This is a genomic window from Streptomyces liliifuscus (assembly GCF_016598615.1).
Taxonomy (GTDB): domain Bacteria; phylum Actinomycetota; class Actinomycetes; order Streptomycetales; family Streptomycetaceae; genus Streptomyces; species Streptomyces liliifuscus.
The window spans coordinates 7,095,504-7,121,010 of sequence record NZ_CP066831.1 but is presented as its reverse complement, the minus strand read 5'-3'; the positions used below and the strand labels follow the sequence as shown (position 1 = coordinate 7,121,010).

Sequence of the window (25,507 nt, the reverse complement as noted above, 5' to 3'; positions counted from 1 at the left end):
CATCGGACACGCAGAGCTTCTGATCGCCATGGGCGGTGCCTTTCTGGCCGCCGCCGTTCTCGCCCGCGCGGGTGCCCGTATCGGGCTCCCCACGATTCCCCTCTTCATCCTGGCCGGAATACTGCTCGGCCCCCACACGCCCGGCATCGTGCTCGTCTCGGACCCGCACGACATGGAGATGCTCTCCGCACTCGGCCTGGTCCTGCTGCTCTTCTACCTCGGCCTCGAGTTCCACATGGACGACCTCAAGGCGGGCGGGCGCCGGATGGCCCTCGCCGGTGGGACCTACCTCGTGCTGAACGTCGGCGCGGGCCTGGGCTTCGGGTTCGCCCTCGGCTGGGGCACCTCCGAGGCGCTGGTCCTCGCCGGGGTGCTGGGCATCTCGTCGTCCGCGATCGTGACGAAGGTGCTCGTGGACACGGGGCGGCTCGGCAACCCCGAGACCAAGCCGATCCTCGGCATCATCGTCGTCGAGGACATCTTCCTCGCCCTTTATCTGGCGGCCCTCCAGCCGGTCCTGTCCGGCGCGAACTCCCTCGGCGCGGCCGTCCTCGACGGCGGCAAGGCCTTCGCCTTCCTGCTGCTGCTCGCCCTCGCGGCGCGGTTCGGTACTCGGGTGGTGGGGCGGCTCTTCGCCACCAAGGACGACGAGCTGCTGGTCATCTCCTTCCTCGGGGCGGCCGTGTTCATGGCGGGCGTCTCGGAGTGGTTCGGGGTGGCGGACGCGATCGGGGCGTTCATGGTCGGGCTGATGCTCGGCAGCACCTCCTCCGGGGAGCGGATACGGAAGCTGGTGCATCCGCTGCGGGACGCCTTCGGCGCGATGTTCTTCTTCGCGTTCGGGCTGTCCATCGATCCCGGTGATCTGCCGACCGTGCTCTGGCCCGTGCTCGCCGCGGTGGCGCTGACGCTCGTCATGAACGTGCTGGCCGGGCTCGGGGCGGCTCGTGTGTACGGGTTCGGGGCCGGGCCCGCCGCCAACATCTCCACGACGCTGCTTGCTCGGGGGGAGTTTGCGTTGATCCTTGCGACGATGGCTGCGGTGGCGGGGCTCGATGAGCGGCTGTCGCCGTTCATCGCGGGGTATGTGTTGCTGCTGGCCGTTCTTGGGCCGTTGGCCGCGGGGCGGTCGGGGTGGCTGGCTCGGGTGTTGCCCGGGGGGCGGTCCGACGTCGAAGTGGAACGGGACGTGGTCCGCGTCGGCTGACGCCGACCGCGCTCATCTTGAAGGCTCCCCTTTCCCCAACCCCACCCCTTCCCGAAACTGTGGGCTCCGCCCCCAGACCCCCGGGTGGGTGGGCTCAGGATCGTGGGTGGGTGCGGGTGCACTGTGGCTTGTCGCGCAGTTCCCCGCGCCCCTAAAAGATTGCGCCGTTCCCCGCGCCCCTGAAGGGGCACCACCCGCCGTCGCCATGTGACGGTCCGTCCTGGTTGCTCGCGCCGTTCCCCGCGCCCCTGACGGGGCGCTGCCCGGCGTCCCCCTCTCCCCCCTGCCCGGGACCGGATGGTCCGTCGGCCGGAGGGGACGTGGCGGGATGTGTGGCCGCAGCTTACGAGGACACCAGTGGGCGGCCACCGTGCCGCAACTGCGCTTTACGTCAGCGGCTGCGGGCGGACATCCCGCCACGGCCCCGCACCCAGGCCACGAGCCGAAACCCCCACCCACCCAGGGGCGCGGGGAACTGCGCGACCAGCCACAACGCACCCGCAGCCAAACACGAACCCCCCAACGACTCACACCGTCGCCGGCCCAGTCGTCGCACCCTCGCGGCAGATCAGCAACAGCGCCCGATCGTCGTTCACGTCCTTCGCGACCGCCTCGATGAGGTGCCACGCGGCGCCGTGGAAACCCCCGGCCACGTACCGGTCGGCCTCGCCGGTGAGGCGGTCGATGCCCTCGACGATGTCCCGGTCGGACGTCTCGACCAGCCCGTCCGTGAAGAGCATCAGAACGTCCCCGGGCCGCAACGACCCCTTCACGGGGTCGAACTGGGCCCCGTCGTACACCCCGAGCAACGGCCCCTCCGCGGCCTTCTCCTCCCAGCGCCCACTCCCCGCGCTGAGCTGAAGACCCGGCGGATGCCCGGCGGAGAACAACTCGTAGTCGCCCGAGTCCAGGTCCAGGACCAGATGGATCGACGTGGCGAATCCCTCGTCCCAGTCCTGCCGGAGCAGATACCCGTTCGCCGCGGGCAGGAACGCGTGCGGGGGAAGCGAGCCCAGCAGCCCCCCGAACGCCCCGGACAACAGCAGCGCACGCGACCCCGCGTCCATCCCCTTGCCGGAGACGTCCGTCAGGACGGCCTCAAGCGTGCGGCCCCCGTTCGTACGGGCAGCGACGACGAAGTCGCCGGAGAACGACTGCCCACCGGCCGGCCGCAGGGCCATCTCCCGATGCCAACCCATCGGCAGCTTCGGCAACTTGCTCTGCACCCGGATCCGCTCGCGCAGGTCGAACAGCATGGTCCCGCCCCGCCGCCACGGCACACCCACCCGGCTGCGGAACTGGGCGATCAGCAGCCCGAAGAACCCGCACGCGGCCACGACCAGCACGATCCCGGGCGTCACCCGGGAGGGCCCTTCCGTGTACGGCCCGAGTTTCACGGACTCCACGATCAGCGCGGTGGCGGCCGCCGCGTACAGCCCGAGCAGGCTCGACGGCCGCAGCAGCAGCCCGCCGGCGACGATCGGCAGGACCAGCAGCGCCGGCGAGCACCAGACCGAGTTCATGAGTGTGAGGCAGGCGATCACGGGAATGGTCAGCAGCAGACCGGCGAGCGCGACCCAGTCGGAGCCGTCGCCGCGGAAGTAGTCGACAGCGGATCTGCGCAGGCCGGTGCGGACCCGGTGAACCTGCTTCTTCAACCGGGCCGTGAACGTATCGGCTTCAGCGCGCCGCTCTCGTCCTGCTGCCATTAGTTCGGGACCCTATCCATCGGACCAGGTGCTTGGCACGGGAGGTCCCACTTGTCCCCCGTCCGGGGACGGAAGTCACAGGGAATTCCGGCCCTCGCAGAGCGTACGGCCGGATACAGGTCCGACATCGCCGAGCTGGGAGAAATACAGTCGCTCATCCCGGATTGCCCTGGTAGGCATGAGGACATGACGACAGAACTGCGCGTGCTGCGCCCGGACGACTGGGACAAGTGGTACGGGAACCTGGAGCTCGCGTTCGGCGGGGTCGCGGAATCCCCCGAGGAGAGGTCGCTGTGGAGCGACCTCACGGAGCACGACCGCTTCGTCGGCGCCTGGGACGGCGACGACTGTGTGGGCACGGCCGGGGCGTTCACGTTCCGGGTCACCGTCCCGGGCGGCGCCGCCGTGCAGGCGGCCGGCGTCACGATGGTGAGCGTCTCCTCGACGCACCGCAGGCGTGGTGTGCTGCGGTCGATGATGCGGCGCCAGCTGGACGACGTACGGTCCTGGGGCGAGCCGCTCGCCGTGCTCACGGCGTCCGAGCCCGTCATCTACGGCCGGTTCGGCTACGGCGTGGCGACGCACCAACTGCGCGCCGAGATCGACACGTCCCGGGTGCGGCTGTCGGTGCCGGCGGGCACGGACGACGTACGGCTGCGGCTCGTGGCACCGGACGCACCTGCCGTACGCGACGCCTGCGAGGCCGTGTACGCGCGTCATGTGGCCGTCCGGCCCGGGATGCTGGAGCGCAGGCCCGGCTGGGAGCGGCTGCCGCTGCTCGACCCGGAGAGCGACCGCAAGGGCACGTCGCCGCTGCAGTGCGTGCTCGCGGAGCGGGACGGCGAAGTGGTCGGCTACACCCGGTACTTCAACAAGCCGGACTGGGACTCGGCGGGCCCCAACGGCGCCATCGAGCTGCGCGATCTGGAGGCGCTCGACCCGGCCGCGTACGCCGCGCTGTGGCAGCACCTCTTCGGCATCGACCTGACGTCGACGGTGAAGACGCACAGCCGTCCCGTCGACGACGCCTGGCAGCACCTGGTCTCCGACGTCCGGCGGTGCGGCATCTCGCTCCGGGACTCGCTGTACGTGCGGCTCGTCGATGTCGGCGCGGCGCTTGAGGCGCGGACGTACCAGGCGCCGGTGGACGTCGTGTTCGAGGTCGAGGACGCCTTCTGCCCCTGGAACGAGGGGCGTTGGCGGCTCACGGGTGACACGAAGGGGGCGTCCTGCGCGCGGACGGCCGACGCGCCCGATCTGACCCTGTCCGTACGGGAGTTGGGGTCGGCCTATCTCGGTGGCGTCTCCCTCGCCTCGCTCGCCGCGGCGGGGCGGGTGCGGGAGTTGCGCCAGGGCGCCCTCGCGGAGGCCTCGCTCGGCTTCTCCTCCGTCGTGGCGCCCTGGCTGCCGCACGGTTTCTGAGCCGTGTCGGGCCTGTCGGCCGTCAGAGCCGATGGCCTTCAGGCCTTCTGGCAGGTCGGGCACCAGAAGAGGTTGCGGGCGGCGAGATCGGCGGTGCGGATCTCGCCGCCACAGATGAGGCAGGGCAGGTTGGCCCTGCGGTACACGTAGACCTCGCCGCCGTGGTCGTCCTTGCGCGGCGGGCGGCCCATCGCCTCCGGTTCGTGCTCCGGGCGGACGGTGTCGATGCGGTTGTTGCGGACGCCCTCGCGCATGAGCGCGACCAGGTCCGCCCACATCGCGTCCCACTCGGCCGTCGTGATGTCCCTGCCCGCTCTGTACGGGTCGATGCCGTGCCGGAAGAGGACCTCGGCGCGGTAGACGTTGCCCACTCCCGCGATGATCTTCTGGTCCATGAGGAGGGCTGCGATCGTCGTACGGCTGCGGGCGACGCGGGTGTACGCGCGGGCCGGTTCCGCGTCCTCGCGCAGGGGGTCCGGGCCCAGGCGGGCGTGTATCGCCTGCTTCTCCGCGTCCGTGATCAGCGTGCAGGTGGTGGGGCCGCGGAGGTCCACGTACGTGGTGTCGTTCGCCAGTCTCAGGCGGACCGTGTCCGTGGGCGGGGGTGCGGGGGTGGTGCCGAAGTTCACCTTGCCGAAGAGGCCGAGGTGGATGTGGATCCAGTCCTCGGACTCGAAGCGGAGGAAGAGGTGTTTGCCGTGGGCCTCCGCCGTGGTGAATTCCGTGCCGTTCAGGAGGGCCGCGGCGTCTGTGAACTTGCCCTGGGGGCTGGTGACGTGCGCCCTGCGTCCACCGAAGCCGCCGATGCAGTCCTCGGCCAGCCGATGAATGGTGTGCCCTTCGGGCACGCGTCCTCCTGGTACGTGCGGGTTCGTTGTGGCTGATCACGCAGTTCCCCGCGCCCCTGAAGGGGCGCGGGGAGAGCCGTTCTAGCCCTGCGGGTGGTGGGCCGGGATCTCCGGGAGGGTGCCCGTCGTCTCGTACGTCGACAGCATGTCGATGCGGCGGATGTGGCGCTCGTCACCGGAGAACGGGGTGCCGAGGAAGATCTCGACGAACTTGGTCGCCTCCTCCTCGGTGTGCATCCGCGCACCGACGGCCACCACGTTGGCGTCGTTGTGCTCCCGCCCGAGCGCCGCGGTCTGCTCACTCCACGCGAGAGCGGCCCGCACCCCCTCGACCTTGTTCGCCGCGATCTGCTCGCCGTTGCCCGAGCCGCCGATCACGATGCCCAGCGAGCCCGGGTCGGCCGCCGTGCGCTCCGCCGCGCGGAGGCAGAACGGCGGGTAGTCGTCCTGGGCGTCATAGATGAGGGGTCCGCAGTCGACGGGCTCGTGCCCGGCCGCCCTGAGCCACTCGACGAGGTGGTTCTTGAGTTCGAAACCGGCATGGTCGGAGCCGAGATACACGCGCATGGTCCGAGTGTGACACGCCTGTTTCCGATCGGCCCCGTCGGGGCAGGCGCACGAAATGCGCCGCGTCGCATGACGGAAAAGTGTGAGCAACACTACAGAACCTCAAGGAAACCTCAAGTAACGATCTGGATTCAAAGGTTCACGAATCCATTCGCCTGGGATTCACTGGACCGGCTTGTGCACCTCGTGTGCATCACCCGTACACCGCTCGTACGGGTTTCCCGTAGGAATCCGCAGAATCTGCGGTGGCTCGCAGTCCCCCACGCAGTCCCCTCCCCCACAGTCCCCTGCGCAAAGGAACACCGTCCTATGACCTCGCAGCCGACCCTGACGAAGGCCGGAAACGGCCCCGAAGGACCCGGAGAACCCGGAGGGCCCGACGCCGGACTCCAGGCCGGGCTCAAGAACCGTCACCTCTCGATGATCGCCATCGGCGGAGTCATCGGCGCCGGCTTGTTCGTCGGCTCCAGCTCCGGTATCGCCACCGCGGGCCCCGGCATCCTCCTGTCGTACGCCCTCGTCGGCACGATGGTCGTCCTCGTGATGCGGATGCTCGGCGAGATGTCCGCCGCGAACCCGACCTCGGGTTCGTTCTCCGCGCACGCGGACCGGGCGCTCGGCCGCTGGGCCGGCTTCTCGATCGGCTGGCTGTACTGGTTCTTCTGGGTCGTCGTGCTCGCCATCGAGGCGACCGCGGGTGCCGTGATCCTGGAGAGCTGGATCCCCGCCGTACCGCAGTGGGGCTGGGCGCTCATCGTCATGGTCGTCCTGACCGCGACGAACCTGGTCTCCGTCGGCTCGTACGGCGAGTTCGAGTTCTGGTTCGCCGGGATCAAGGTCGTCGCGATCGGCGCGTTCATCGTCATCGGCGGGCTCGCGGTCTTCGGCGTACTGCCGGGTGTCGACAGCGACACGGCAGGGCTCGGGAACCTCACCGACCACGGCGGATTCCTGCCGAACGGGCCCGGCGCGATCCTCACCGGCATCCTGCTCGTCGTCTTCTCCTTCATGGGCAGCGAGATCGCCACCCTCGCGGCGGGCGAGTCGGAGAACCCGCAGCGCGCGGTGACGAAGTCCACCAACAGCATCATCTGGCGGATCGGCGTCTTCTACCTCGGCTCGATCTTCGTCGTGGTCACGCTGCTGCCCTGGGACTCGGACGCCATCCAGAAGGACGGTTCGTACGTCGCCGCCCTGAACTCGCTCGGCATCCCGAACGCCGGCGAGATCATGAAGTTCATCGTGCTGACGTCCGTACTGTCCTGTCTCAACTCCGGCCTCTACACGGCCTCCCGCATGGCCTTCTCGCTGGGTCAGCGCGGTGACGCCCCGAAGGCCTTCGCCCGTACCACCAGCCGCGGTGTGCCGATGCCGGCGATCATCGCCTCGGTCGTCTTCGGCTTCGTGGCGGTGTTCTTCAACTACGAGTTCCCCGACTCGGTCTTCCTCTTCCTGGTCAACTCCTCCGGTGCGGTCGCCCTGTTCGTCTGGCTCGTCATCTGCCTCTCGCAGCTGCGGATGCGGAAGATCATCGAGCGCGAGACGCCGGAGAAGCTCGTCGTGCGGATGTGGCTGTACCCGTATCTGACGTACGCGACGATCGCGCTGATCGTCTTCGTCCTCGGCTACATGCTCACCGACACCGAGCACGACGGCCGCAAGACGGTACTGCTGTCGCTTCTCGTCGCGGCCGTCGTCGTCGGCGTCGCGCTGGTCCTGGAGAAGGTGCGGCGCGGCAAGGCCCGGGCCGAGCTCCAGAAGGAGCAGGACTCCACCACGGTCTGACGGCTCGACCGCCTCATCTCTGTTCTCTGTTTTTCTGTACGACGCCTCCGTGGGACTCTCCACGGAGGCGTCGTCGTGTCGGTGTGCCGTCGGGTCTCCGGCTCGTGGGTCACAGGGGTGTGAAGCTGTCCTTGACCTTCTCGTAGACCGGGAGTGCGCGGTCCTCTGCCTCCGGGCGGTACCACGTGGTGATCTCGTAGTACTTGCCGTCCGCGTTGAAGCCGAGCAGCCGGGCGTGCCAGGGCAGTCCCTTGGCCGTGACCGTGTACTCCCAGACGACCGCGGGAGCGTCACGGAACGTGGTCTCCTCCAGCCGGATCCGCTGGTAGTCGAGGCCCTTGCTGGTGTCCTTCTCCGTCTCCGTCCACTGGTCCAGCAGGTCGCCCCGGGCCGGAGCCGCGTTGGCGAGGATCTCCTGTTTGCGGTCCGGGGAGGTGTAGTGGACCTCGGCGCCGCTCTGTACGACCCGTTCCCAGCCCTCGGGCGGGACCCACGCGTACATACCGGCCTCCGTACGGGAGCCCTCCGGGAGGGTGGGCGGCCGTGCGGTGCCCGCGACGGTGGGGGGCGGGCTGGACGCGGTGCCGCCGGTGGCGGAGGAGGACGACGACGGAGCGGCCTTGTCCTTGTCGTCGGGGGATCCGCCGAGCGCCGGGATCACCAGGGCGGCGACGACACCGGCGACGACCACGCCCGCGGCGGCCACGACTGCCTTGCGGTTCCGGCTCCAGGGCCGACCCCTGCGCGGGTCGGCCGGCACGGCGGGACCGAGCGGTTCGCCCGGCGGCATCGGGGCGGCCCTGGGCCTGGTGGGCAGTGAGTTGTGCCCGTTGGCCGCCGGTTGCGGTGCCTCCGGCGCTTCCGGCCTGATGCCGGACGCGTGGAGGGCGTATCCGGCGGCCACTCCCGCGGAGGGGATCTCCGGGGTTCCCTGGGGCGGGGCCTCGGAGGACGCGTTGTCTGGGGCGGGGGGTGTGGGGTCGGGATGTGTGGGATCGGGGTGTGTGTGGCCGGTGTGCGCTGCGGGCTCTGTGGGTGCTGTGGGGGGCGGTTCGGGGGCGGGCGGTGCCTCTGGAGCCGGGGTCGGGATGGGGACCGGGGTTGGGGTGTGGGCCGGGGTCGGGGCTGAGCTTGGGCCGGTGGCAGAGGGGGGACCGGCCGCCTCCTCGGATTCCGGTGCACTCCACAGCGTCGGTGTACGCCGTACCGGTACCGCGTCCTCCACCGGCTCGGCCGGCCTCGGCGTGCCCTCGCCCGTCGGCGGAGTGACGAGCGGCGGCTCCAGGACCGGGATCCGGAACAACGGAGGGGTCGGGTGCTCGGTCGGCGCCGGAGACGCGGTCGGCGGGGCCGGGGCCTCCGCTCCGGGCTCCGGTGGCGCTTGACCGGCGGCACCGGGCGCGGACTCGGCCGTACGGGCAGCCGCCGGTGCGGTTCCCGATCGCGCCCCGGAACCGTGCCCGGGGCCGGGGCCTGAGCCGGACCCGAGGCCTGATCCGGAAACCGACCCTAGGCCGGAGCCGGAGCCTGACCCGAGGCCGGAGCTGGAGCCGGAGCTGACGCCTGAGCTGGGGCCGAGGCCGGAGCCTGACCCGAGGCCGGAGCCGGACCCAGGGCCGGAGCCAGACCCGGGGCCGGGGCCGGGGCCAGAGCCGGAGCCGGACCCGGACCCCGACCCAGGGCCGGACCCGGACCCGGACTCCCGCCCGGACCCGGACCCGGACTCGGACCCGGGTCCTGGAGCGGGCCCCGACGCCGGACCGGATTCAGAACCCGCTCCCGCTTCCTCTCCTTCTCCCTCTCCGGGCTCCGCCACCACGCCCGGAGCCGTCCTCTCCACCTCACCCAGGCCAACCGGCCGAGCCGGCTCAGTCGACCCCGGGCCAACCGCCGTGCCCAGCCCCGCCGTCGCACCCGGCGGCGCGGGCGCCCCCGTACTCCCGTCCGCCACGGGCCCGAGGATCGCCGCCAGTTCCTCCAGGCCCGGCCGTACCGACGGGTCCTTGAGCAGCAGGGCCGACAGGACCTCGCGCAACTCCCCCGCCGCGGACGGGATCTCCGGCTCCTCGTACAGCACGGCGTGCAGGGTGGCGAGGGTGGTCGCGCGGGAGAAGGGGGAGCGGCCGCCGAGGGCCGCGCAGAGGGTGGCGCCGAGGGACCAGAGGTCGGACGGCGGGCCCTGGGGGCGGCCGGAGACCCGCTCGGGTGCCATGTAGTCGGGGGAGCCGACCAGCATGCCCGCCATCGTCAGCGCCTCGGCGTCCTGGATCGCGGCGATGCCGAAGTCGGTGAGGACGACCCGGCCCGCGCGCCGCTCGACCAGTACGTTGGCCGGCTTGATGTCCCGGTGAAGCACGCCCCCCGCGTGCACCTGGCCGAGCGCGGCGACCAGTCCGAGCCCGATCCGTGCCGTGCCGCGCGGGCTCAGCGGTCCGTCCTCCGCCAGGACCCGGTCCAGGGAACGGCCGTCGACCAGTTCCATCACGATCCACAGTCGTTCGCCCTGGTCCACCACGTCGTACACGCGCACGACGTTGGGGTGGTCGATCCGGGCCGTGGCCCTGGCCTCGCGCAGGGTTCGTTCGCGGCGGGTCCTGCTGTCCTCCTGGTCCATGCCGTCTATACGCATTTCCTTGACGGCGACCGGTCGGTCGAGGACTTCGTCGACGGCGCGCCACACCCGTCCCATTCCACCCTGACCAATGCTCTCGGCCAGCCGGTAACGGCCCGTCACCAGCAATCCCGGAATACCGCCCCTCGTTATTTCCGGCACCCCCATGCCCCCCTTCAACACCCGCCACACAAGAACCGCAAAGAAGCACAATGGTCACAACTTCGTGCCGCACCAGCATAGTGGGGAGAAATCTTGTGGTACCACTTCAAAGACTGCGAATTCAGGCGCAGTCAGGGGGATACAAGGGGGACGAACATGAGTTCTCGTCGTATGACGATCGCCACTGGATCGCTGCTCACTGCATCTTTCTCGGCGGTGATGATCTTTTCCTTCTCCGCCGGCGCGGACGACGAAGGGCCGATGAGCGGCAAGGGGGGAAAGGTCATTGACAAGGCGCCCGCGGGTGTCGAGTTGACGACGCTGCTGCCCGAGAAGATCGAGGTCGACAACAGCTCACAGGAAACGGCGATTACCGCCACGGTAAAGAACGGGGGAACGAAGGACAGCGGCGCAATCCGACTGCTTGTGGTCGGTTTTGATGGCCTCTCGGTCAAGGGCGTCGAGGGCTGTGCGGAAATCGCCGAGAAAGACCTCCCCGAAGGTTCGAACAGTGGCTTCGCATGCGCCATCGACAATCTCGCGGCCGGCAAGTCGAAGTCGTACGCCGTGGACGCGACCTTCGATCTGAAGAAGGAGGGCAAGATCTGCCTGCCCGTCCAGGACGCCGACGGCGCGAAGACGTTCTGGCAGCAGGGTCCGGTCCCGTTCGGCGCGAACAACCCGTCGCCGAACGCACCGGCCACACCGCTCCTGCTCGGCACCGACAACAGCCCGGTCACCCCTGGCAGCGACAAGGCCGGCGGTGACAAGTCGGGCGGCGAGGAACTGCCCAAGACCGGTCCCGCCGACCGGATCCTGCCGCTCGGCGCGGTCGGAGCGGCGCTGATCTCCGCGGGCGCGGCGGGCCTGTGGTGGACCCAGCGGCGCCCTCAGCGGAGTGAGTCGTAGGCCCCCACACCCCACGGCACAGCACAGCACAGCACGGCACAGCACGGCACAGCAGGTACGCACGCGTACGGCGCCTCCGCGGTCCCACCGCGGGGGCGCCGTCGTGCCCGGGGAGTGCGCGGACACGACGCGGGGAGGACTCGGGGAAAAGCTGGCGGCGGACGTCAGGTAATCCGGCCGGCGTGGCGCCGTAGAGCCATACGGCCGCCCGGTGCTCGCGGACTCGCTGCGCGAGATGTCGTACGCCGACCACCGCGCCAACCACTCCGACCCTGACTGCCCGCACGCGTACTACGGGGACAGCGCGGTGCTGAGCCGGCTGGACGTGGCCGCGACGGGCGAACTCCTCGCGCTCACCGGCCCGGACGCGCCCTCGATGTACGTCGTCCGGATCGACCACCCCGGCGGAGCGCGGGCCGAGCCGCGGCCGAACGCCGTGCCGTATCGCGAGGGGCGTTTCCTCGTACGGGCCGAAGTCGGTGTACGACCCGACGAGCCTCTTCCGCAGGAACTACGACGTGTCCGTCAGCTCTCGCGCTTGACGAACTTCCAGGCGGTGGGCAGCACGCCCATCGCGAGGGCGGCCTTGAGCGCGTCGCCGAGGAGGAACGGGGTGAGGCCGGCCGCGATGGCCTGGGTCATCGTCATGTCGGCGGCGAGCGCCAGGTACGGGACGCCGATCGCGTAGATGATCGCCTCGCCCAGGAGCATCGTGCCGGCCATCCGTACGACCGAGCGGTCGGCGCCGCGGCGGGCGAGGGCGCCCACGACGGTGGCCGCGAGCAGCATGCCGAGGATGTAGCCGAAGGACACGGTGGCGCCGGAGCTGCCCTCGGCGAACCACGGGACGCCGGCGAGGCCGAGCAGGGCGTAGATCGCGAGGGAGGCGAGGCCTCGGCCGGTGCCGAGTGCGGTGCCGACCAGGAGGGCCGCGAAGGTCTGGCCCGTCACCGGGACCGGGGAGCCGGGGACCGGGACCGCTATCTGGGCCGCGAGGCCCGTGAGCGCGGCGCCGCCGGCCACGAGTGCGGCGTCCCTTACGCGGGAGGCGGGGAGCAGATCGGCTATTACCTGGCCCGGGCGGGTGGGGGCGACGGCGGTGGTCATGGGGGCTCCGGCGGGTGTGGGCAGTTCGGGACACGGTGACGCTATCCCAGGGGGGTTGGGGGCAGCACCGTCAGCGGTCCACAAAGGGGGGATCCGGTGTGTGGTGGACCTCTTACAAAGAGTGTGGTGTACACCCGTGGGGGCGTGATGCTGGTCACTGAGGTGGGATGGGGTTCCCGACGAGGTTCGGGCTGACGCCATCTGTAGGGTCCCGCCAAAGGATTCTTCGCCCCCGCCGCCCCTACCCATTCCCGTCCCTTACTCAGGGGCTCCGCCCCCGAACCCCCGTATCGCGCTGACGCGCTCGTCCTCAAACGCCGGACGGGCTGAAGTTGTCGGCCCGGGCCACGAAGATCCAGCCCCTCCGGCGTTTGAGGAGCGGGGGTTCGGGGGCTGGCCCCCGAGTAGTGACGGGAATGGGTAGGGGCGGCGGGGGCGAAAAAGGCCCCCCTGGCCGGACAGCCCGCCCACCGCCTACCCTTCACCCATGGTCGCCCAAGCCAGGAACTTCGCGTCGCGTCGCTATGTCGACCTGCGACGCCAGGGCACGGCCACCTGTCGCCACCGCTGAGGCGGGCGCGGAGGGGATCCATCCGGCTCGCCGAGACAAGACGAGACACCAGTCGTCGGCGCAGTGTCGGACCAGTCCCCCCAGTTCCCGAGGAAGTCCTCCATGCCTCTCTCCATGCCCAGTTCCTCCCTCGCACCCACTCCCGTTCTTGCCCGTCCCCCCTCCCCCACCCGCCGCGCCGTCGACAGCGACCGCCGCCGTACCAGTGCCAGCGCGATCCTGCGGTCGGTGCTGGCGCACGGCCCCGTCGCCCGCAGCACCATCGCCCGGCTGACCGGGCTTTCCCCGGCCTCGGTCACCGACCACTGCAACCGCCTCACCGCACTCGGCCTGATCCAGGGGGCCGCAACGCTCCGCCGGTCGAACGGAGTCGGCCGCCCGCACGTACCGGTCGACCTGGACGACTCCCGGTTCGTGGTCGGCGGCGTGCACGTGGCCGTGCCGTACACCACCGTCGCCCTCCTGGACCTGCGCGGCCGTGTCGTCGCCGAACGCCGGCTGGACCACGAGGAGGGGGAGGGCGAGAGGGACGCGGACGTCCTCTCCAACGCCGCAGCCGGGCTGCGCTCCCTGCTCGCGGCCGCCCCCGATCGCGTACCCCTCGGCGTCGGCCTGGCCACCGGCGGCTGGGTCGACCGGGACTCCGGGACCATCGTCGAACATCCCCTCCTGGGCTGGCGGGACGTCCGCGCGCGCGAGGTGATCCACGCGCTCACCGGCCTGCCCGTGCACGTGGACGGACACGCGCGGGCCCTCGTCAACGCAGAGCGGCTCTTCGGACGGACCGCCGGTGACAGCCGCAGCGTGCTGCACCTCTTCGTCGGGAACGTCGTGGACGCCGCCTTCGCCACCCACGACGAGGTCCACCACGGGCCCCGCTCCCAGTCCGGCGCGATCGCCCATCTGCCGCTCGCGGGCGGCACGGAACGCTGCGACTGCGGCCGGACCGGCTGCCTGCAGGCCGAGTTGAGCGAGCGGACCCTGTGCAGGAGGGCGCGCGAGGCGGGGGTCATCCGGACCGCCGATCCCATGCACATCCTCGCCGCCGCGGCGGACGGCGACCCCGTCGCCGTACGTCTGCTGCTGCACCGCGCCCGTATGGTCGGCCGTGCGGCGGGGCTTCTGCTCGACGTGCTCAACCCGGACTCGGTCGTCGTCACGGAGATGGGCGCCGTCCACCGGGAGGACTGCCTCGCCGCCCTGCGCGAGGAGGTCGGTCCCGACCGGGCGGCGGCCGTCGTGCCGACCAGTTTCCCGGACTCCGTGCTCGCCGTGGCCGGCGGTTCGGTTGCCCTGGACGTGCTCTACCGGGATCCGCTGAGCGCGTCGTCGGTCAGGTCCCGGACCGTCTCACCGGGGCCGATTTAATTCAGAAAATCCGAATGTTGACAGGCCCCCACCAGGCCAGGAGCATCGTGTTCATGAGCTGTCGCACCTTCTGTTGCTGACGCGTTGACGCACTGACGACGTCCCGTCCGCGTTCCTCGCCGATCCGTCCGCGTTGTACGCCGGTCCGTCCGCGTCCTTCTTCCACCACCGCCACACCACACCACGCCCTCCGCGTGTGCTTCCCACGTGTGCCCGCCCCTGCGCACCTTCCTCGTTCCCGGCTTCGCCCTGCCCGGAACCGCCAGGGATCCCGCGTATCTGCCTGTCCCAATGAATTCAGGGAGTCCTCCCATGCCACCTCCGTCCGCCTCCGGTGTCGACCGACGTCTCTTCCTCTCGTCCCTGCTCGGGGCCGCCGCCGCGGCCGGGCTCAGCGGCTGCGCGGGCAGCAGCGCCGCCGACACCGGGGTCAAGGGGTCCACGTCCGCCCCGCTGGCGGACAAGGTCCCGTCCGGTACGAGCCTGAAGATCGCCTCGTACCAGGGCGTCCAGCAGTTGCAGTTCAAGCTCGCGGGACTGTCCGACCTGCCCTTCAAGGTTGCCGACTGGCCGAACCTCGGCGCGGGACCCGATGTCATCAACGCCTTCCGCGCCAAGTCCCTGGACGTCGGCAACAACGCCGGCATCCCGCCCATCCAGGCGCACTACCAGGGCTTCGACGCGAAGATCGTCGCCATCAATGTCACCCGCAAGCCCAACTACCTCTTCGCCACGAAGCCCGGCAGCGACATCCAGGACGTCCAGGGCTTCAAGGGCAAGAAGCTGGCCTTCTCGCAGGGGCAGGCGCAGGGAGTCGTCCTGCTGCGGGCGTTGAAGCAGGCCGGGCTGGCCTACGACGACGTCGATCTGGTGCCGCTGACCAGCAACCAGTTCCTCACCGCGCTCCAGGCGGGCCAGGTGGACATCGCCCCGCTCGCCAACGCCCAGTCACCCGCGTACCTCAAGCAGTACGGGTCCAAGGGCGCCCATGTCATCACCACGGACGTCGTGGACCTGCTGAACCTGCTGTGGGCGCCCACCTCCGTGCTCGCCGACCCCGCGAAGGCCGCCGCCGTCGCCGCGTACATCCCGCGCTGGGCGAAGGGCGCGGTGTGGGCGTACGAGCACCCCGACGCCTGGAACGAGGAGTTCTACGTGAAGACGCAGAACCTCACGCTCGCGCAGGCGCGGTCGATCACCGAGCTGGCCAACAAGCCGCTGTTCCCGCCGAGTTGGGACGAGGCGGTGAAGTGGGAGCAGGAGACCGCCGATCTGCTGGCCGAGGGCGGCTTCGTGAAGGGGTTCAAGGTCGACTCGCTCTTCGACCGGCGCTTCGAGGGCATCGCGGCGAAGTCCGTACCGGCGGAGTACCGGAAGTGAGCGCCGTGACCACGACCACCACCGCGACCACAGCCGTGCCCCTCGCGGCCACCGTGGAGAACTCCCAGGTCCGCAGGCGCCGTCGGCTCTCCCCCGGCAAGCGGCTGCCCGCCACCCGCTTCCTCGGCCCGGCCCTGCTGCTCGCCCTGTGGGCCGCGGCCTCCGCCGCCGGGCAGCTCGACCCGGGTGCCATTCCGGCGCCCTGGACGGTACTGGAGACCGGCGTCCAGCTGTGGACCGACGGGACACTGCCCACCGACATCCTGACCTCGCTGCAACGCGCCGGCTCCGGTTTCGCGATCGGCCTGACCGCGGGCATCGCCCTCGCGCTGGCCTCCGGGCTCAGCCGGACCGGCGAGGCGCTGATCGACGGATCGGTACAGCTCAACCGGGCCATCCCGACGCTCGGTCTGATCCCGCTGTTCATCCTCTGGCTGGGCATCGGCGAGACCTTCAAGATCGCCATCATCGCGATCGTCGTCTACATCCCGATCTACCTGAACACGCACGCCGCGCTCTCCGGCATCGACAGCCGATTCGTCGAACTCGCCGAGGTCCAGGGCCTGTCGAGGTACGCCTTCATCCGGCGGATCGTCATCCCGGGCGCGCTGCCCGGCTTCTTCGTCGGGCTGCGGCTCGGAGTGACCGGCTCCTGGCTGGGCCTGGTCGTGCTGGAGCAGATCAACGCCACCAGCGGACTCGGCTACATGATGTTCCAGGCCCAGAACTACGGCCAGACGGACGTCATCCTCGTCGGCCTGGTCGTCTACGGCATCTTCGGTCTGATCTCCGACAGCGCGGTCCGTCTGATCGAACGGAGGGTGCTGTCATGGCGCCGCACGCTGAGCAGCTGACCCGTCCCGCCGTACAACTCCGGGGCCTGACAAGGTCGTTCGACGGACGTACGGTCCTCGACGGAATCGACCTCGATCTCCCGGCCGGCCAGTTCACCGCCCTGCTCGGGCACAGCGGCTCCGGCAAGAGCACACTGCTGCGCGCGGTCGCCGGACTCGACCACGAGGTGGCGGGGAGCGGTCGACTCACGGCCCCGTCAAGGGTGTCCGTGGTCTTCCAGGACTCCCGGCTGCTGCCCTGGCAGCGCGTCCTCGACAACGTCCTGCTCGGTCTCGACGGGAAGGAGGCCGAGCAGAGGGGCCGCGCCGCCCTCGCCGAGGTGGGTCTCGCGGGCCGCGAACGGGCCTGGCCCAACGAGCTGTCCGGCGGCGAGGCCCAGCGGGCAGCGCTGGCCCGCTCCCTGGTCCGGGAGCCCGAACTCCTGCTGGCGGACGAGCCGTTCGGCGCACTGGACGCGCTCACCCGGATCCGTATGCACACCCTGCTGCGCGAACTGTGGGAGCGCCACCGGCCCTCCGTGCTGCTCGTCACCCACGACGTGGACGAGGCGATCGTGCTGGCCGACCGGGTGCTCGTGCTCGACGAGGGCCGCATCGGCCTCGACCTGACCATCGACCGCCCGCGCCCCCGCTCCTACCGCGACCCGCTGCTCGGCGAGTACCGCGAACGGCTCCTCACCGCCCTCGGCGTCACGGAGCACCACGACCACCACGGGAACGACGCGAGCGACGACCACCACAGGCACCACGAGCACGCGGAGGACCCCAAGTGACCGAGCGCAGACTGCACCTCAACGCCTTCCTGATGAACACCGGCCACCACGAGGCGTCGTGGCGGCTCCCGGAGAGCGATCCGTACGCCCATGTGGAGCTGGCCCACTACGTCCACCTGGCCCGGATCGCCGAACGCGGCACCTTCGACTCACTCTTCCTCGCCGACGGACCGCAGTTGTGGGGCAATCTCGCCCAGCGCCCTGCCGGCGCCCTGGAGCCGCTCACGCTGCTCACCGCGCTGGCGACGGCCACCGAGCACATCGGTCTGATCGCCACCGCCTCCACGTCCTACAACTCGCCCTACAACCTGGCCCGCAAGTTCGCCTCGCTCGACATCATCAGCGGTGGCCGGGCGGGCTGGAACATCGTCACCACGGCGGGCGCGGAGGCCGCCCGCAACTTCGGTCTCGACGCGGAGCCCGCGCACGCCGAGCGGTACGCCCGTGCCGCCGAGTTCCTCGACGTGGCCCTGAAGCTCTGGGACAGCTGGGAGGACGACGCGATCGTCGCCGACAAGGCGGCCGGCGTCTGGGGCGACGACACGAGGATCCACCCCGCCCGGCACAAGGGCCGCTACTTCAGCGTCGAGGGCGCCCTCAACGTGCCGCGCACCCCGCAGGGTTACCCGCTGCTGGTGCAGGCGGGCTCGTCCGAGGACGGCAAGGGGTTCGCGGCCCGGTACGCGGAGGCGGTGTTCACCGCCCAGCAGACCGTCGAGGACGCGCAGGCCTTCTACGCCGACCTCAAGTCCCGTACGGCGGCGGCCGGTCGGGACCCGGACCACATCAAGGTGCTGCCCGGCATCGTCCCCGTCATCGGTTCGACGGAGGCCGAGGCGCTGGCGGCGGAACAGGTCCTGGAGGACCACATCGTGTACGCGCACGGTGTGGGCCGTCTAGAAGCCCTGCTGCAACTGCCGCCGGGGTCACTGGAGTTGGATGCCGAGCTCCCCTCCGACCTGCCTCCGGAGAGCGTCATCGAGGGCGCCAAGAGCCGCTACACGCTCGTGGTGGAGCTGGCCCGGCGCGAGCGCCTCACCGTGCGGCAGCTGATCGGGCGCCTGGGCGGCGGGCGCGGGCACCTCACCTTCGCCGGGACGCCCGAGCAGGTCGCCGACGCCATCGAGAGGTGGTTCACGCAGGGCGCCGCCGACGGCTTCAACATCATGCCCGCGGTCCTGCCGTCCGGCCTCGACGCCTTCGTCGACCAGGTCGTCCCGCTCCTGCGCGCCCGCGGTCTGCTCCGCGAGGAGTACGGCCCCCGGCAGACCCTGCGCGAGAGATACGGACTCCCGCGCCCCGCCAACCAGTACGTCACCGCCCCGGCCCCGGCGCTCGCCCGCGTCTGAGCCCGAACCCGAGCCAGATCCGAAAGGAACCCCATGTCAGACATCGAGATCCGCAAGGTCACCGCGAGGATCGGCGCCCGGATATCCGGCGTGGACATCTCCGAGCCCCTGGACGAAGGGACCGTCGCCGCACTGCGGGACGCTCTCAACGTCCACAAGGCCCTGGTCTTCGACGACGTGAACCTCGACGACGCGGGCCAGCAGGCCTTCGCCCGCAACTTCGGCGACCTGACCACCGCCCACCCGACCGTGCCCGCCGTCGAGGGCGCCCCGAACGTGCTGCCCGTGGACAGCGAGCGCGGCCGTGCCGCCAACAACTGGCACACCGACGTCACGTTCGTCCTCAACCCGCCGCAGGCCAGCACCCTGCGCAGCATCACGATCCCGCCGTACGGGGGCGAGACGCTGATCGCCAGCTCGGCCGCCGCCTACCGCAACCTGCCCGAACCGCTCCGGCAGCTCGCCGACACCCTGTGGGCCGAGCACACCAACGACTACGACTACGCGGTGCCCGAGGAGGAGGTGGACGAGGAACAGGCCGCCCAGCGCGCCCAGTTCACGTCCATCAAGTACCGCACCGCCCACCCCGTCGTCCGCGTCCACCCGCTGACCGGTGAGCGCGGGCTGTTCATCGGCGGCTTCGCTCAGCGGATCGTCGGCCTGCCGGTGAGCGAGTCCCGCAAGGTCCTCGACCTGCTCCAGGCGTACGTCACCCGGCCCGAGAACGTCCTGCGCCACCGCTGGTCCCCGAACCAGCTCGTCCTCTTCGACAACCGCATCACCCAGCACTACGCCATCGACAACTACGACGGTCTGCCGCGCCGCCTGAACCGGGTGACGGTCGCCGGTGACGTGCCGGTCGGCATCGAGGGCAAGGAGAGCTACTCGATCGCGGGGGACGCCTCCCACTACACGTCGGTCGCCAAATACCCGGCAGCCGCGTAATCGGAATCTCGCACTCCGTGTCGAGTGTGTCCACATGATGGGCGGCCTCTCCGTGCGGGCGGAGGGGCTGCCCAGACTGTGGGCGTTTTTGCCCTCGCACACAAGGGACCACCCGCACTCATGTCCCGTACCACCCACGACCCCGCAAGCGGCACTCCCGACGCGGACGTCTCTCTCTCGCACGGCCTCAAGCAGCGCCATCTGTCGATGATCGCCCTCGGCGGGGTGATCGGCGCGGGCCTGTTCGTCGGCTCCGGCGCCGGCATCGCGGCCGCAGGCCCGTCGATCGTCGTCGCGTACGCCGTCTCCGGTCTGCTCGTCATGCTGGTGATGCGCATGCTGGGCGAGATGTCGGCCGCGTATCCGTCGTCGGGCTCCTTCTCGGCGCACGCCGAGCGGGCGATCGGGCCATGGGCGGGATTCACCGCCGGCTGGTCGTTCTGGGTGCTGCTCTGCACGGCCGTCGGCCTGGAGGGCATCGGCGCGGCGAAGATCGTGACGGGCTGGCTGCCGGGTACACCGGAGTGGGCCTGGGTGGCCCTCTTCATGGTCGTCTTCTGTATCGCGAACCTGGCCGCCGTGAAGAACTTCGGCGAGTTCGAGTTCTGGTTCGCCGCGCTGAAGGTGGGCGCGATCACACTGTTCCTGGTGCTCGGCGTGCTGGCGATCACCGGGGTCCTGCCGGGCACGGACTCCCCCGGCCTCACCAACCTCACCGGCGAGGGAGGCTTCCTGCCCAACGGCAGCGAGGGGCTCGTCATCGGTCTGCTCGCCTCCGTCTTCGCGTACGGCGGCCTGGAGACCGTCACCATCGCGGCGGCCGAGTCGCAGGACCCGGTACGGGGTGTCGCGAGCGCCGTGCGCACCGCGATGTGGCGCATCGCGCTCTTCTACATCGGCTCGATGGCGGTCATCGTCACGCTCGTCCCGTGGGACTCGAAGGCGGTCGTCGAGAAGGGCCCGTACGTCGCCGCCCTCGACCACCTGGGCATTCCGGGCGCGGGTCAGCTCATGAACGTGGTCGTGCTGGTCGCCCTGCTCTCGGCGATGAACGCCAATATCTACGGCTCCTCGCGCATCGCGTACTCGCTGGTGGAGCGGGGGCAGGGACCGAAGGCTCTCGGCCGGGTGTCGGGCGGCGTCCCGCGGGCCGCGGTCCTCGCCTCCTCGGTCTTCGGCTTCGTCTGCGTCCTGCTGAGCCACTGGCGCCCCGACGACGTCTTCCCCTGGCTCCTGAACATGATCGGCGCGGTGATCCTGGTCGTCTGGATCTTCATCGCGGTCTCCCAGCTCCGCCTGCGCCGCGGCCTGGAACGCGAGGCCCCGGAGAAGCTGGTCGTACGGATGTGGGCGTTCCCGGTACTGACCTGGGTGGCCCTCGCGGGCATGCTGGCCATCTTCATCCTGATGGCCCGGGAACCGGACACCCGGGTCCAGCTGTACTCGACGGGCGCGATGACGCTGGCACTGGCAGCGGCGGGCTACACCTGGCAACGAGCCCGCACGGGCAACTGAGCGGGCCGCGCCCCGCTACGGGCGCAGCCCTCACGGGGGTTCTCCCCCGCATCGCCGTCCACCGATCGGTGGACGGCAAGTTCAACCGAGTACCTCTGCCGCCCAACCGCCCTGCTCAGCCAGGCTTTTGGGCATGAACTCATTCACTGTGCGCGCGGCTCGCTGGAGTGCCCTGCACCCCTGGCGGGCCATCATCGGCTGGCTCGTGTTCGTCGTGCTGTGCCTGGGCCTCGGCAGCGCCGTCGGCGTCAACAGCGCGAAGACCGCCGACTACCGGGTCGGCGAGGCAGGCCGGGCCGAAGCCATCGCCGCCGAGGGGCAGTTGGAGCGCAGGTCCACCGAACAGGTGCTGATCTCCGCCCGGCCTGGCGCCCTGGACGGGGCCGCCGCGAAGACCGCCGTCGAGGCAGCCGCGAAGGAGCTCTCCGCCCGGTTCGAGCGGCTGCCCGAGGTGGAGGGCGTGGCCGAGCCGGTGCTGTCCGGGGACGGCGGGATCCTGCTGGTCGAGGCGGCCCTTAAGGGCGAGGAGCGCGACGCGAAGGACAAGGTCGACGCGCTGGTCGAGCAGACCGACGCCGTGCAGAAGGCGAACCCCGGCCTGCTCCTGGAGGAGACCGGAAGCCCCTCCATCAGCAAGGGCGTCGACAAGCAGCGCGGCGACGACCTGGCGCTCTCCGAGGCGATCACCCTCCCGGTCACGCTGATCACCCTGCTGATCGTGTTCGGCTCGGTGACCATGGCCGGAGTGCCGCTGCTGCTGGCGCTGTCGTCGATCGCGGCGGCCGTCGGGCTGTCGATGGTGGTCTCGCACATTTCCCCGGACACCGGCATCGGCACCAACCTCATCCTGATGATCGGCCTCGCGGTCGGGGTCGACTACACGCTCTTCTACCTCAAGCGCGAACGCGAGGAACGGGCCCGCAGCCAGGGGAAGTTGAGCTCAGAGGCGCTGGTGGAGCTGGCCGCGGCGACCTCGGGCCGGGCGGTCGTGGTCTCCGGGCTCGCGGTCGTGGTCTCCACCGCGACGCTGTACCTGGCCTCCGACGTGATCTTCTCCTCGCTGGCCACCGGCACCATCGTGGTCGTCCTGGTGGCGGTGCTCAGCTCCCTGACCGTGCTGCCCGCGCTGCTGGTCAAGCTCGGCAGGCGGGCCGAGCGCAGGGAACGCCGGCGGGCGGAGCGCGGGAAGCCCGTACGCCGCCGGACGCGCGGCGAGAGCGGCGGGCGGGTGTGGGCCGCGCTGCTGCGGCCCGCGAACCGGCATCCGGTGGCCACGCTGTGCGTCTCCGTCCTCGCCCTGCTCGCCCTCGCCGCGCCGCTGGCCGGACTGAGGATCACCGAGATGAGCCGGGACACCCACTCCCGCGAGATCCCGGCCATGCAGGTGTACGACCGGCTCAACGAGGCCTTTCCCGAGCGCCGGGTCACCCACGACATCGTCGTACGCGCCGACGCCGGCCGTTCCGGCGAGGTGACGGCCGCCCTGTCGAAGCTCGCCGAACTCGCCCATGGCGACCCGCTGTTCACCGACGCGGAGCGGATCCGCACCTCGGACGACCGCCGCGTCAGCGTCCTCGAACTGAAGGTGCCGTACCTCGGCAACTCCGACGAGGCGTACGACTCCCTGGACCACCTGCGGGACGAGTACGTGCCCGCGACCGTCGGCGGGATGGAGGGCGCCGAGTACGGCGTGAGCGGCGATGTCGCCCGCTACAGCGACTATCCGGCCCACCAGAACAGCAAACTGCCCCTGGTTCTCGGGGCGTTGCTCCTGGTGACCTTCGCGATGACCCTGTACGCGTTCCGCTCGGTGGTGCTGGCCCTGCTCGGTGTCGTACTGAACCTGCTCTCCGCGGCGGCCGCGCTGGGGCTGCTCGTCCTGGTCTTCCAGGGCAGTTGGGCCGAGGGCCTGCTCAACTTCGACTCCACCGGATCGATCGGATCACGCGTCCCCCTGTTCCTGTTCGTGATCCTCTTCGGACTCTCGATGGACTACCAGGTGTTCGTGGTGAGCCGGATCAGGGAGGCAGTGCTGGGCGGTACACCGACGCGGCAGGCCGTGCTCGACGGGATCCGCAGCTCGGCGAGCGTGGTGACCAGCGCGGCGGCGGTGATGACGACCGTCTTCACGAGCTTCGTCTTCCTCCACATCATCGAGATGAAGCAGATCGGGTTCGTGCTCGCGGCGGCCGTGCTGCTCGACGCCTTCGTCATCCGGGTGCTGATCCTGCCGGCGGCGATGCTGCTGCTCGGAGAGGCGAGCTGGTGGCCCTCGCGCGGGGTGCGCCGGCCCGTACGGGAAAACCGGGAGGTCTCCGCGGTGGCGGCGGACGTACGTTGATCCGTATGACCACTTCCGCCGGACAGGCCACCGATCCCTTCTGGGCCGCCACGATCCGTCGCTGGAACGCGGTGTGCTGGGTGCTGTTCGCCGCGATGGCGGTCGGGCTCGCCGCGATGGACCGGCCCGGCGGGAGCAAGTACTGGGCGCTCGGGCTGCTGGGCTTCCTGATGCTGTGCTACGCGGTGGTCGACCGGCTCCCGGACAACCCCGTGCTGCGCCCGCACACTTATCTGCTGGTGCTGGTGGCCGGGCTCGGGGTGTTCGCGTATCTGCGCAGCTCCTTCGGGACGCTGTTCATGGTGACGCTGCCGCACTTCTGGATGTTCAGCCGTACGCCCCGGGCCTCGCTCCTGTTCCTGGGGCTGGCCACCGGGTCGACGCTGACCGGGAGTTGGCTGCGGCTGGGGAACTCGGCGAAGTTCTTCGGGGAGACGCTGGTGCCGGTGGTGATCGTGGTGGCCGTCGGGGTGCTGATCGGTCTGTGGGTGCACTCGGTCGTCGCCCAGAGCCATGAACGGGCGCGGCTGATCGTCGAGTTGGAGCAGACACAGGCCGAGCTGTCCGAGGCGCACCAGCGTCAGGGGGCGGCCGACGAGAGGGAGCGGATGGCACGCGACATCCATGACACGCTCGCACAGGGCTTCGCCTCGATCATCGTGCTGGCGGAGGCGGCGCGCGCCGGGCTCGACAGCGAACCGGCGCGCAGTGCACAGCAGTTGCGCTCGATCGAGTCCACGGCGCGCGAGAACCTCGCGGAGGCGCGGGAGCTGGTCGGTTCGGCGCAGCAGCAGGGGCAGGTGGCCGCGGGTTCGGTGGCGCAGACGCTGCGGCGGATCCTGGACCGGTTCGCGGAGGACACCGGGCTCGCGGTCGACGCGGACCTGGCGGACATCGAGTGCGACCAGCCGACCCGGATCGCGCTGCTGCGCTGCACCCAGGAGTCGCTGGCCAATGTGCGCAAGCACGCGCGGGCGTCCACGGTCGGTGTGGTGCTGGCCCGACAGCCGTACGGGGTGGAGCTGGAGGTCACGGACGACGGGGCCGGGTTCGTGGTCGGGGAGTCGACGGGGTTCGGCCTCGACGGGATGCGCAAGCGGCTGGCGGAGCTGGGCGGGGAGCTGACGGTGACGAGTTCGGTGGGCGACGGGACGCGGGTACTGGCGACGATTCCGGGGGACGGGACGGAGGCCCCGCCGGGCCCCGCGCCAGGGATTCCGGGGGACGCGGCAGTCGGCGACCGCGGGTGTGTGGGGGCTGGTCGCGCGGTTCCCAGCGTCCCTGAAGGCCAGGCCGAACCCCCGCCCCCTAGGGGCGCGGGGAACTGCGCGACCAGCCACAACGAACCCGCACCCACAAACGTCCCGCCGGACACGGCGACCTCCATGGCGGGCCCCGCCGAAGGCGGGGCAACGACATGACCCCCAAAACGCTGCGGATCGTCGTGGTCGACGATCACACGGTGATGCGGGCCGGTGTCGTGGCCCTGCTGGCCTCCGAGCCGAGCATCGAGATCGTCGGCGAGGCCGGCGACGGCCGGGCGGCGCTCGACCTCGTCGCCGCGCACGAACCCGATCTGGCGCTGGTGGATCTGCGGATGCCGGTGCTGGACGGGGTGGCAACGACGGCCGAGATCGTGGCGTCCCACCCCCGCACCCGGGTCCTGATCCTCACGACGTACGACACCGACGCCGAGATCGAGCGCGGGGTGGAGGCCGGCGCCATCGGCTATCTGCTCAAGGACACCACGCGCGAACAGCTCGTCGACGCGATCCACGCGGCGGCGCGGGGCGAGACGGTCCTCGCCCCGCGGGTGGCCGAGAAGCTGGTCGCCCGTATGCGCCGACCCGCCCAGCCGCCGCTGACGGCTCGCGAGGCCGACGTCCTGAACGCCGTCGCGGACGGTCTCACCAACGCCGAGATCGGCGCCCGTCTTGTCATCGCCGAGGCCACCGTGAAGACCCACCTCCTGCGGCTGTTCGCCAAGCTGGACGTGAACGACCGGACGCGGGCGGTGGTGGTGGCGATGGAGCGGGGACTGCTGCGAAGGGCTTCCGGTACGGGAGGCTCCGGGTGATGGTTAC

Annotated in this window: 18 protein-coding genes and 1 pseudogene; 14 read left to right on the top strand and 5 right to left on the bottom strand. The window is 70.6% G+C overall.

Going from position 1 to position 25,507, the window contains the following annotated elements; all coding sequences use genetic code 11:
* The first annotated feature begins 28 nt into the window (after window positions 1–28).
* Window positions 29–1,207 (top strand): cation:proton antiporter, encoded by a 1,179-nt coding sequence (locus tag JEQ17_RS30685; RefSeq protein WP_200398167.1) that lies wholly within the window; start codon window positions 29–31, stop codon window positions 1,205–1,207.
* 527 nt (window positions 1,208–1,734) lie between these two features.
* On the opposite strand, the gene JEQ17_RS30680 is transcribed toward JEQ17_RS30685, so the two are convergent.
* On the bottom strand, window positions 1,735–2,916 hold the full coding sequence (locus JEQ17_RS30680) for a PP2C family protein-serine/threonine phosphatase (RefSeq protein ID WP_200398166.1): 1,182 nt from the start codon (window positions 2,914–2,916) through the stop codon (window positions 1,735–1,737).
* A 186-nt stretch (window positions 2,917–3,102) separates the two neighbouring features.
* Here JEQ17_RS30680 and JEQ17_RS30675 point away from each other — a divergent pair, with 186 nt between their 5' ends.
* Window positions 3,103–4,338 (top strand): GNAT family N-acetyltransferase, encoded by a 1,236-nt coding sequence (locus tag JEQ17_RS30675; RefSeq protein WP_200398165.1) that lies wholly within the window; start codon window positions 3,103–3,105, stop codon window positions 4,336–4,338.
* A gap of 38 nt (window positions 4,339–4,376) precedes the next feature.
* On the opposite strand, the gene JEQ17_RS30670 is transcribed toward JEQ17_RS30675, so the two are convergent.
* Entirely contained in the window at window positions 4,377–5,186 is an 810-nt protein-coding gene (locus JEQ17_RS30670) for an Fpg/Nei family DNA glycosylase (protein ID WP_200398164.1), read from the bottom strand.
* A gap of 81 nt (window positions 5,187–5,267) precedes the next feature.
* Entirely contained in the window at window positions 5,268–5,753 is a 486-nt protein-coding gene (locus tag JEQ17_RS30665; RefSeq protein WP_055618209.1) for a ribose-5-phosphate isomerase, read from the bottom strand.
* 309 nt (window positions 5,754–6,062) lie between these two features.
* Here JEQ17_RS30665 and JEQ17_RS30660 point away from each other — a divergent pair, with 309 nt between their 5' ends.
* Window positions 6,063–7,538 carry an amino acid permease gene (locus JEQ17_RS30660; RefSeq protein WP_200398163.1) on the top strand — a complete coding sequence of 492 codons (1,476 nt, stop codon included), beginning with the start codon at window positions 6,063–6,065 and terminating at the stop codon, window positions 7,536–7,538.
* A gap of 109 nt (window positions 7,539–7,647) precedes the next feature.
* On the opposite strand, the gene JEQ17_RS50205 is transcribed toward JEQ17_RS30660, so the two are convergent.
* Window positions 7,648–10,227 (bottom strand): serine/threonine-protein kinase, encoded by a 2,580-nt coding sequence (locus JEQ17_RS50205; RefSeq protein ID WP_234048437.1) that lies wholly within the window; start codon window positions 10,225–10,227, stop codon window positions 7,648–7,650.
* Between the two features lie 240 nt (window positions 10,228–10,467).
* Here JEQ17_RS50205 and JEQ17_RS30650 point away from each other — a divergent pair, with 240 nt between their 5' ends.
* A complete protein-coding gene (locus tag JEQ17_RS30650) occupies window positions 10,468–11,220 on the top strand; it encodes a hypothetical protein (protein ID WP_200401814.1) in 753 nt (250 codons plus the stop codon).
* A 525-nt stretch (window positions 11,221–11,745) separates the two neighbouring features.
* Here the strand turns inward: JEQ17_RS30650 and JEQ17_RS30645 are convergent.
* Window positions 11,746–12,327: a biotin transporter BioY gene (locus tag JEQ17_RS30645; RefSeq protein ID WP_200398162.1), complete on the bottom strand. Its 582-nt coding sequence runs from the start codon at window positions 12,325–12,327 to the stop codon at window positions 11,746–11,748.
* A 673-nt stretch (window positions 12,328–13,000) separates the two neighbouring features.
* On the opposite strand from JEQ17_RS30645, the gene JEQ17_RS30640 reads away from it, so the two are divergent.
* The 10 genes and pseudogenes from JEQ17_RS30640 to JEQ17_RS30595 all read left to right on the top strand — a co-directional run bounded on the left by JEQ17_RS30640 (window position 13,001) and on the right by JEQ17_RS30595 (window position 25,500).
* Window positions 13,001–14,266: an ROK family transcriptional regulator gene (locus tag JEQ17_RS30640; protein WP_234048436.1), complete on the top strand. Its 1,266-nt coding sequence runs from the start codon at window positions 13,001–13,003 to the stop codon at window positions 14,264–14,266.
* Window positions 14,267–14,578: 312 nt separating this feature from the next.
* Complete coding sequence (locus JEQ17_RS30635; RefSeq protein ID WP_200398161.1) at window positions 14,579–15,646, top strand: ABC transporter substrate-binding protein; 1,068 nt, start codon at window positions 14,579–14,581, stop codon at window positions 15,644–15,646.
* A complete protein-coding gene (locus JEQ17_RS30630) occupies window positions 15,643–16,500 on the top strand; it encodes an ABC transporter permease (protein ID WP_200398160.1) in 858 nt (285 codons plus the stop codon). The genes JEQ17_RS30635 and JEQ17_RS30630 overlap by 4 nt, the downstream gene beginning before the upstream one ends.
* On the top strand, window positions 16,476–17,273 hold the full coding sequence (locus tag JEQ17_RS30625; RefSeq protein WP_234048435.1) for an ABC transporter ATP-binding protein: 798 nt from the start codon (window positions 16,476–16,478) through the stop codon (window positions 17,271–17,273). Before JEQ17_RS30630 ends, JEQ17_RS30625 begins: the two co-directional genes overlap by 25 nt.
* Complete coding sequence (locus JEQ17_RS30620) at window positions 17,270–18,622, top strand: LLM class flavin-dependent oxidoreductase (protein WP_200398159.1); 1,353 nt, start codon at window positions 17,270–17,272, stop codon at window positions 18,620–18,622. The genes JEQ17_RS30625 and JEQ17_RS30620 overlap by 4 nt, the downstream gene beginning before the upstream one ends.
* Before the next feature lie 33 nt (window positions 18,623–18,655).
* Window positions 18,656–19,567 carry a TauD/TfdA dioxygenase family protein gene (locus tag JEQ17_RS30615; protein ID WP_200398158.1) on the top strand — a complete coding sequence of 304 codons (912 nt, stop codon included), beginning with the start codon at window positions 18,656–18,658 and terminating at the stop codon, window positions 19,565–19,567.
* A gap of 120 nt (window positions 19,568–19,687) precedes the next feature.
* Window positions 19,688–21,082 carry an amino acid permease gene (locus tag JEQ17_RS30610; protein ID WP_200398157.1) on the top strand — a complete coding sequence of 465 codons (1,395 nt, stop codon included), beginning with the start codon at window positions 19,688–19,690 and terminating at the stop codon, window positions 21,080–21,082.
* 133 nt (window positions 21,083–21,215) lie between these two features.
* Window positions 21,216–23,423 (top strand): MMPL family transporter, encoded by a 2,208-nt coding sequence (locus JEQ17_RS30605; protein ID WP_200398156.1) that lies wholly within the window; start codon window positions 21,216–21,218, stop codon window positions 23,421–23,423.
* Window positions 23,424–23,428: 5 nt separating this feature from the next.
* Window positions 23,429–24,607 (top strand): annotated as a pseudogene (locus tag JEQ17_RS30600) (ATP-binding protein); the annotation flags it as partial.
* A gap of 233 nt (window positions 24,608–24,840) precedes the next feature.
* Window positions 24,841–25,500, top strand: coding sequence for a response regulator (locus JEQ17_RS30595; protein ID WP_200398155.1), 660 nt, complete (start codon window positions 24,841–24,843; stop codon window positions 25,498–25,500).
* Window positions 25,501–25,507: the final 7 nt, after the last annotated feature.

What these genes read in the sequence shown, in the direction of transcription:
- JEQ17_RS30685 (WP_200398167.1), top strand. Translation starts at nt 29, where the DNA reads ATGGGCGGTGCCTTTCTGGCCGCCGCCGTTCTCGCCCGCGCGGGTGCC.
- JEQ17_RS30680 (WP_200398166.1), bottom strand. Translation starts at nt 2,916, where the DNA reads ATGGCAGCAGGACGAGAGCGGCGCGCTGAAGCCGATACGTTCACGGCC.
- JEQ17_RS30675 (WP_200398165.1), top strand. Translation starts at nt 3,103, where the DNA reads ATGACGACAGAACTGCGCGTGCTGCGCCCGGACGACTGGGACAAGTGG.
- JEQ17_RS30665 (WP_055618209.1), bottom strand. Translation starts at nt 5,753, where the DNA reads ATGCGCGTGTATCTCGGCTCCGACCATGCCGGTTTCGAACTCAAGAAC.
- JEQ17_RS30660 (WP_200398163.1), top strand. Translation starts at nt 6,063, where the DNA reads ATGACCTCGCAGCCGACCCTGACGAAGGCCGGAAACGGCCCCGAAGGA.
- JEQ17_RS50205 (WP_234048437.1), bottom strand. Translation starts at nt 10,227, where the DNA reads ATGGGACGGGTGTGGCGCGCCGTCGACGAAGTCCTCGACCGACCGGTC.
- JEQ17_RS30650 (WP_200401814.1), top strand. Translation starts at nt 10,468, where the DNA reads ATGAGTTCTCGTCGTATGACGATCGCCACTGGATCGCTGCTCACTGCA.
- JEQ17_RS30645 (WP_200398162.1), bottom strand. Translation starts at nt 12,327, where the DNA reads ATGACCACCGCCGTCGCCCCCACCCGCCCGGGCCAGGTAATAGCCGAT.
- JEQ17_RS30640 (WP_234048436.1), top strand. Translation starts at nt 13,001, where the DNA reads ATGCCTCTCTCCATGCCCAGTTCCTCCCTCGCACCCACTCCCGTTCTT.
- JEQ17_RS30635 (WP_200398161.1), top strand. Translation starts at nt 14,579, where the DNA reads ATGCCACCTCCGTCCGCCTCCGGTGTCGACCGACGTCTCTTCCTCTCG.
- JEQ17_RS30625 (WP_234048435.1), top strand. Translation starts at nt 16,476, where the DNA reads ATGGCGCCGCACGCTGAGCAGCTGACCCGTCCCGCCGTACAACTCCGG.
- JEQ17_RS30615 (WP_200398158.1), top strand. Translation starts at nt 18,656, where the DNA reads ATGTCAGACATCGAGATCCGCAAGGTCACCGCGAGGATCGGCGCCCGG.
- JEQ17_RS30610 (WP_200398157.1), top strand. Translation starts at nt 19,688, where the DNA reads ATGTCCCGTACCACCCACGACCCCGCAAGCGGCACTCCCGACGCGGAC.
- JEQ17_RS30605 (WP_200398156.1), top strand. Translation starts at nt 21,216, where the DNA reads ATGAACTCATTCACTGTGCGCGCGGCTCGCTGGAGTGCCCTGCACCCC.
- JEQ17_RS30595 (WP_200398155.1), top strand. Translation starts at nt 24,841, where the DNA reads ATGACCCCCAAAACGCTGCGGATCGTCGTGGTCGACGATCACACGGTG.